General features: G+C 57.8%; 9 protein-coding genes and 1 pseudogene. 8 read left to right on the top strand and 2 right to left on the bottom strand.

The window, feature by feature from the left end; genetic code table 11:
* The first annotated feature begins 41 nt into the window (after positions 1 to 41).
* The gene (locus tag H620_RS0118655; protein WP_027907853.1) at positions 42 to 587 is read left to right on the top strand and encodes a phiTE_072 family protein; all 546 of its coding nucleotides are present in this window, start codon (positions 42 to 44) and stop codon (positions 585 to 587) included.
* Between the two features lie 366 nt (positions 588 to 953).
* Here H620_RS0118655 and H620_RS0118645 read toward each other — a convergent pair whose 3' ends face one another.
* On the bottom strand, positions 954 to 1,250 hold the full coding sequence (locus tag H620_RS0118645; protein ID WP_027907851.1) for a hypothetical protein: 297 nt from the start codon (positions 1,248 to 1,250) through the stop codon (positions 954 to 956).
* A 110-nt stretch (positions 1,251 to 1,360) separates the two neighbouring features.
* Between H620_RS0118645 and H620_RS0118640 the strand changes: the two genes are divergently transcribed.
* Complete coding sequence (locus H620_RS0118640; protein ID WP_027907850.1) at positions 1,361 to 2,140, top strand: hypothetical protein; 780 nt, start codon at positions 1,361 to 1,363, stop codon at positions 2,138 to 2,140.
* Between the two features lie 21 nt (positions 2,141 to 2,161).
* On the opposite strand, the gene H620_RS26995 is transcribed toward H620_RS0118640, so the two are convergent.
* The gene (locus H620_RS26995; RefSeq protein WP_155950801.1) at positions 2,162 to 3,619 is read right to left on the bottom strand and encodes an HNH endonuclease; all 1,458 of its coding nucleotides are present in this window, start codon (positions 3,617 to 3,619) and stop codon (positions 2,162 to 2,164) included.
* A gap of 173 nt (positions 3,620 to 3,792) precedes the next feature.
* Here H620_RS26995 and H620_RS0118630 point away from each other — a divergent pair, with 173 nt between their 5' ends.
* The 6 genes and pseudogenes from H620_RS0118630 to H620_RS0118605 form a co-directional block, all read left to right on the top strand.
* Positions 3,793 to 4,167 (top strand): hypothetical protein, encoded by a 375-nt coding sequence (locus H620_RS0118630; RefSeq protein WP_049818823.1) that lies wholly within the window; start codon positions 3,793 to 3,795, stop codon positions 4,165 to 4,167.
* A complete protein-coding gene (locus tag H620_RS0118625; RefSeq protein ID WP_027907847.1) occupies positions 4,164 to 4,433 on the top strand; it encodes a hypothetical protein in 270 nt (89 codons plus the stop codon). The genes H620_RS0118630 and H620_RS0118625 overlap by 4 nt, the downstream gene beginning before the upstream one ends.
* Entirely contained in the window at positions 4,430 to 4,738 is a 309-nt protein-coding gene (locus H620_RS0118620) for a hypothetical protein (RefSeq protein ID WP_027907846.1), read from the top strand. Before H620_RS0118625 ends, H620_RS0118620 begins: the two co-directional genes overlap by 4 nt.
* Complete coding sequence (locus tag H620_RS0118615; RefSeq protein ID WP_027907845.1) at positions 4,735 to 5,127, top strand: DUF2591 domain-containing protein; 393 nt, start codon at positions 4,735 to 4,737, stop codon at positions 5,125 to 5,127. Before H620_RS0118620 ends, H620_RS0118615 begins: the two co-directional genes overlap by 4 nt.
* A 52-nt stretch (positions 5,128 to 5,179) precedes the next feature.
* Positions 5,180 to 5,662, top strand: coding sequence for a class I SAM-dependent methyltransferase (locus H620_RS0118610; protein ID WP_027907844.1), 483 nt, complete (start codon positions 5,180 to 5,182; stop codon positions 5,660 to 5,662).
* Positions 5,663 to 5,718: 56 nt separating this feature from the next.
* Positions 5,719 to 6,053 (top strand): annotated as a pseudogene (locus tag H620_RS0118605) (hypothetical protein); the annotation flags it as partial.

The following is a 6,053-nucleotide window of genomic DNA, read 5'->3' as shown; positions in this document are numbered from 1 at the left end:
GCATCCGGCCACGGAGGGCGGCGCATGCATGGAGTACCGCAATGCAAGTCGAGACCTCGACAGTCACCAAGCTGCTGATCACCGGCGCCGAAGGCCTGGACCCGATCAGCGTCTACCTCGAAGACTTCGCACCCTGCAAGGGAAAGATCACCGTCAGCTGCTACGACAAGACCTGGCACGCCTACTGGGGCGGCATGTGGGATGGCCTGACCATCGGCCAGTTCTTCTGCAAGCTGCACGACGCCTACATCATCGGCTACTTCGACCGGTCGCTGAGCTCTCGCCGGTTCAGTGCTGAAGCCATGGCCGACAAAGCGCGGAAGGTGATCGTGCAAATGCGGCGTGAACGGGATCTGGACGCAGAAGATGCCAGGAGCCTGCTCGACGAGGCAGAGGATGTTCGCCACACCATTTCGCTAGATGAGTGCGGCGGCGTCCACCGCGAGTTCATGCATCGGGTATTCGGTGACGACTGGTGGAACCTGCCGGCTGACGCCATGGAGCCGAACCCGGACTGGGCCTACCTCTGCCGCATCATCGAGACGGTGCAGCAGGCCTTGGCCAAGCAGTTCCCGATCGCAGCCTGACCATCCGCCGCTGCCGGACAATCAGCGGCCCGATAACGATCTACTTACACTGCAACGCAACTTCACCCAAAGGACCACCGGTTCCATTTGCTGAAAATGCGACGACGCACTGCATCGCCCCACAATTGCAATTGTATACGGCGTGCTTATTCCCAATCAGGTTTGCCTGGTCAGAGCATCCGCAAGCGCTTGGCGCAACGTTGGCCTGCGGCTGCGCCTCCACCTTTTCACCGCAGCCAACCAACTGGGCGGCTGCTAGCGCAATTCCGAAAACGATGAGAAATCTCATTAGAGTTCTCCTTGTTCGACCATATCGGAATAGCACACACCAACTACCTGAACAAACTGGCGCTGTCCGCCAGCGCCTCAGGAGCCTTCGCTTTTCACCTGGCAAATCCCGTTAGCCCGGTCCTTCCCGGTATACGAGACATCAGGCGAGCCGTCCGGGTTGATCGACAGCGAGATTGTCACCCCACTGCCTTTGGCTTCGAAGTAGTTCTCGTTGAACTTCTTCAGCTTGCCTTCTTTGCCGTTGATATAAATCGGACCGCCCTTGTCGGCGTGCACCTCGATGTTTCCTGGGCACGTCGCGTTCACCAGTGGAATGCCAGCCTGAGCCGCGCCCGACGCAGCCAGCAACGCACAAATCATTAACCGCTTCATCTCACGCTCACTGAATGGATTGACCGAGAGCCAAGCAATAGCCCAATTCGGCACTGCCCGCCAGCGCCTTCCCGTGTTCAACGATAACGCCTCCCCGGCGAGGATCCACCATGTCCAATCGAATCGTCTGCCAGTTCAGTTGCGGCGCCGCTTCGGCGGTGGCCACCAAGCTGGCCCTGGCCGAGTACGGCAGCACGCACGACGTGCAGATCATCAACGCGTTCCTTGCCAACGAGGAAGCCGATAACCGTCGGTTCGCCCAGGACTGCGAAGCCTGGTTTGGCCAGCCGATCACGGTCCTGCGGGACGAGAAGTACGGCGCCGACGCCCACGAGGTGTTCCGCCGCGAGCGCTACATGAAAGGCCGAACCGGCGCGCCATGCACCAAGATCCTCAAGAGGCGCTTGCTCGACACGTGGAAGCAGCCTGGAGACGTGATGGTGTTCGGTTACACCGCCGAAGAGGCCGACCGCCTCGACGACTTCAGGGAGCGAAACCCAGACCGCCCGGTGATAGCCCCGCTGATCGACCGCGGCCTGGGCAAGGACGACTGCAAGGCCATATTGCTGCGTGCCGGCATTGAGCTGCCGCTGATGTACCGGATGGGCTACGAAAACGCCAACTGCATCGGCTGCGTGAAGGGTGGCGAAGGCTACTTCCGGGCCATCCGCCAAGACTTCCCGGAGCAATTCGAGGCCTTGTGCGCCATCCAAGACGACTTGGGCGAAGGTTCCTACCTGTTCCGCAACCGAACCACCAACGTCCGATTCTCCCTTCGTGATCTGGGCGATGGACCGGTGCGTCGCAACGAAAAACTGCCTGCTTGCTCATTCTTCTGCGAGTTGGCGGAGGCTGATCTCGCGGGACTGGTACACAATAGTGCTAGCTGACCATGATGCTATTAAGTTACTTCATAACTGCGCCCTCAATCGACGGTGCTCTAGTCGATGGCAGTTCGCACAAAGACAGCGGAGGTCTTCGAGAGTTGTTTTGTGGTTATCGCCCATTTCGGCAACGTGAATTGCATGGTGATGAACCTCAATGCATGCCTCGCCAAGCTCGCCATAAATCTCGATAGGATCGACGTGACAATTCTCGCAAAACAACTTACCGTGTTTGCGACGAAACTCAGCTTTTTTGGCATTGGAAAGACCAGTGGCCCGCTCTTTTCGAAGGTGTTGCACCAACTCACGGCGGCCCTCTGCCCACACCCGCTCTTCGCTATCAAGGGGTAGATCCACAAGCTTAACTTCGGACCCTTTCGGCACCACCTTATAACCAGCTGCCTCTAACAGCTCGAAACAAACGGTCCCAAGACCTGCGGTAAAGTGCAATGGTCTAACGGTGAACCCCAAAGCGGCAGTTGCCGCCAGTCCAAATACCTGTTTAGGGGCAAGACGCTCCCCTTGGCCCACTAGAAGATCGTAATCGGTTGAAGGCCCAAAATCTTCAGCTGTACCTCCCTCAAGTAGTTCCTGCACAGCTTGCCAGATATGCTCAGAGGTGACCTTACGTAACTGATCCGCAGGCAACCTTCCTTCGATGGGTTTAGAGGTCCCCAAAAGAGAGTTCGATAATAGCTGTGTGGCTTCGACTTCAGGATTGGTGACGGATAGTAGACTCAAAATCCTTTGAGCAAGCATGGGGGAGATACTCGCCAGATACGATCCCTGATTCGCATCTCCATTATCCTGTATGGGCGAATACTTCCTCGGGAGAAATTCAATCAAACCATCCACATGCGGCTTTAGCAAAAGTGGGTAATCTAAAGTGAACCATTCAATCGGTACCATCCAGCCGAGGTCACCCCAGGAGTCGGCGGTTTGAGAATGACTATCGGGAATCGGTTCTTCTCGGCAATCACCAGATGCAAAACCAATCGCTTTAATCTCCTGCCAGGCAAAAGAAATGACAACATCTCCAGCCCTCACACGTGTAAGGCTGTCGTAACCCAGATTGTATGTCTTATTTTTCTTCGTTTTTGGGGACCAGATGTACCCGCCGACGTGCTCATCTTTGTAGGTTTGCTTGTGATTCACCCACCAAAATCGGCGCGGAACCTCACCGTTGATCACGTACCGCACAATGTCTTTCGACGTTGAGGAGCGATTACTACTCTTACCGTCGGGAAGCAGGCAGCGGATTGGTATCCCTAGCAAAGCCTGCTCGACTAAATCCTCATGGCTATAAATTTTTAGTTCGAACGCCTTCTGATTTCCTCCATCTGGATAGCCTCGATAGGAACGCTCACCAGTAGCAGCATCCAGTTGAAAAATTGGACGAATCGCTCGACCTTCCAAGTCTTCGAAATAGAAATCGGATGACACAAGCATTGACTTACCTACAGCCATTGTTTTGGGATCAGACATCCTTGCACCTCCAGCGACATAAATGGCACAAAGATATCATCCCACTTCGTTAGTACGAAATTGAGAGAGTATCTGACCAGCCAAAATAACGTTAATTCCAGTCAGTAGTACTCTTTTTCTGTAACCCCTCTTCCCTCTATTTACTGCCGCGATATGGCGGCCAAGGAATGCCTGTGTCCGAAGTAGACGAACACGACCTCGAACTGCTCAAGCTGGCCGCCAAGGCAGCACGACTTGAGATCGAGCCATGCACCTGCCGCGATCCAAAGTGGCTTTTCCGCCTGAAAGGTCAGTCGGGTGTGCGTGCTCACTGGAACCCGCTGATCAACGATGGCGATGCATTGCGCTTGGCCGTACTGATGGGCCAGGGCGACCGCCTGGGCATCCAGATCCACATCGTTGAGCCGTTCGACGGCGACAGCGACCCGTACACCGTTGTGGATACTGAGCGCTTTGGTGAGTTCGACATCTACCACGGCGACGACCCGTTCCGCGCAACTCGCCGGGCAATCGTTGAGGCGGCCGCAGCGATCGGGAGCAGATCATGACCCGCCTCGCCCTCTGCCTCCTGCTGCTGGCCACCGGCGCCAGCGCAACCGAACTGCCGTCAGGCGTCTGGTCCTTCGAGGACAAGCCCCGCGGCGTCGTCTGCTACTTCATGAACTCGCTGGGCAACAACGCCATCAGCTGCGTGAAGGTTTGGCTGCCGCAGGTAGCGGAAAGCCCGCGCCAGCTCTCCCCGCACGAAACCCAACCCGAACCTACACCCGCTCTGGCGCCTGGGCGCTGGATTGATGAGAGGTATCAGCTGTGAGCAAGTATCGCAAAGGTCAGCTTTACACCCGCCGCATGCACCCTTCTGACGACAGCGACAGTTGGCGCTTGGCGATGCGACTGGCGTTCTACACAACCATGCTGCGCAGCGGCGAATACAAGACCGCCTACGTGCTCTGCCGCCACGGCGTGAAAGGAATAATGGAGGTTGGTCGGAGCCGTAAAGACCTGACTTCCAGCCTGCTAATGTCCGGTTGCCGCAACTTCAAGGATATCCAGCGCAAGAGCAAGTTCGGCAACATCGAGCGCGCCAGAGCGGCCAAGAGCAAGCAGGTGGCCCCATGACCGACCTGATTGAAGTGAAGGCGGCAGACCTGGCCGGCGAGACGCTGGGGTGGGCAGTCGGCAAGGCGGAAGGCCTGGACGTGCTCCTAGTCCCGCCGCAGTACGGCAATCCATGGCGGGTATTCGCGCGGTACCAGGCCCAGGCCATCGAGCACACCAAACGCTACAACCCGTGGGAGGACTGGGCGCTGGGTGGGGCGATGATCGAGAGGCGCATGATCAGCCTGCATTGCCCACAGAGCACCGACGACGTCTGGGCCGGCTGGGTGATCACCGACAAGGGTGAGTTTTGCCAGGCCGGTGACAGCGCCCTAATCGCCGCCTGCCGCGCCATCGTCGCCGCCAGGCTCGGCGATACCGTCCAGGTGCCGAAGGAGCTCATGCCATGACCGTGATCCTTCCCCTCGCCTACATGGCCTACCTGATCTACAGGGGGCCGAGATGAGCGCAGTAGCCAAAGTGCTCGCCCCATGCAGCGCCAGCCGCATGATGTGGTTCGACAAGCAGGATCAGCGTGCGCTGTTCGGAGACATCCGCGATGAGGAGCACCTGCTCTGCGACGGTCGGGTACTGAAGGTTGAGCCGGATGTGCTCATGGACTTTCGGAAATTACCCTTCGAGGCCTCATCCTTTCGCCTTGTAGTGTTCGACCCGCCACACCTTACCAGGGCCGGCGTGGACAGCTGGATGCGAGCCAAGTACGGGGTGCTCACCAGTGACTGGCGGGAGGACATCCGCCAGGGCTTCGCTGAGTGCTTCCGCGTGCTAGAGCCCGAAGGCATCCTGATATTCAAGTGGAACGAAACCCAGGTGCTCGTCAGCGATCTGCTGGCCCTCACCGACGAGAAGCCCCTTTTTGGCCACAAGTCCGGCAAGCGCGAGAAGACGCACTGGATCACCTTCATGAAACGCCCAGCAGCCTAACCCCTCCACCAACTACTCAAGCCCGCCGACATGCGCGGGCATGGAGAGCTATTGCCATGATCATCGACGACGTGATGACGGACAAAATTACGCTTCACGGCCTGGGCTTCGTTCAGGTCCAGCTGCAGGGCGAGCAGCGCTTGCATGTTTGGCACCCCGAACTGCCGCGGCGCAGCTGCTTCGAGCACTCGGCCATTCACGATCACCGCTTCAATTTCGTTTCGCGGATCCTGGTCGGGAAACAGATCAACCACTGCTACGACATGCGCCGGCTTGATGATGGCGAATTCGTTCTCTACCTGCATGAGGGGTCGCGTCAAGCTGGCGGCGGGAGACCTTGGACGCCGGATGGCCGCGCCAACATGGTGCACCACTCGACTTGCACGATTGC

This window comes from Pseudomonas taiwanensis DSM 21245, assembly GCF_000425785.1.
Lineage (GTDB): Bacteria > Pseudomonadota > Gammaproteobacteria > Pseudomonadales > Pseudomonadaceae > Aquipseudomonas > Aquipseudomonas taiwanensis.
This window is presented reverse-complemented; position numbering and strand designations above follow the sequence as displayed.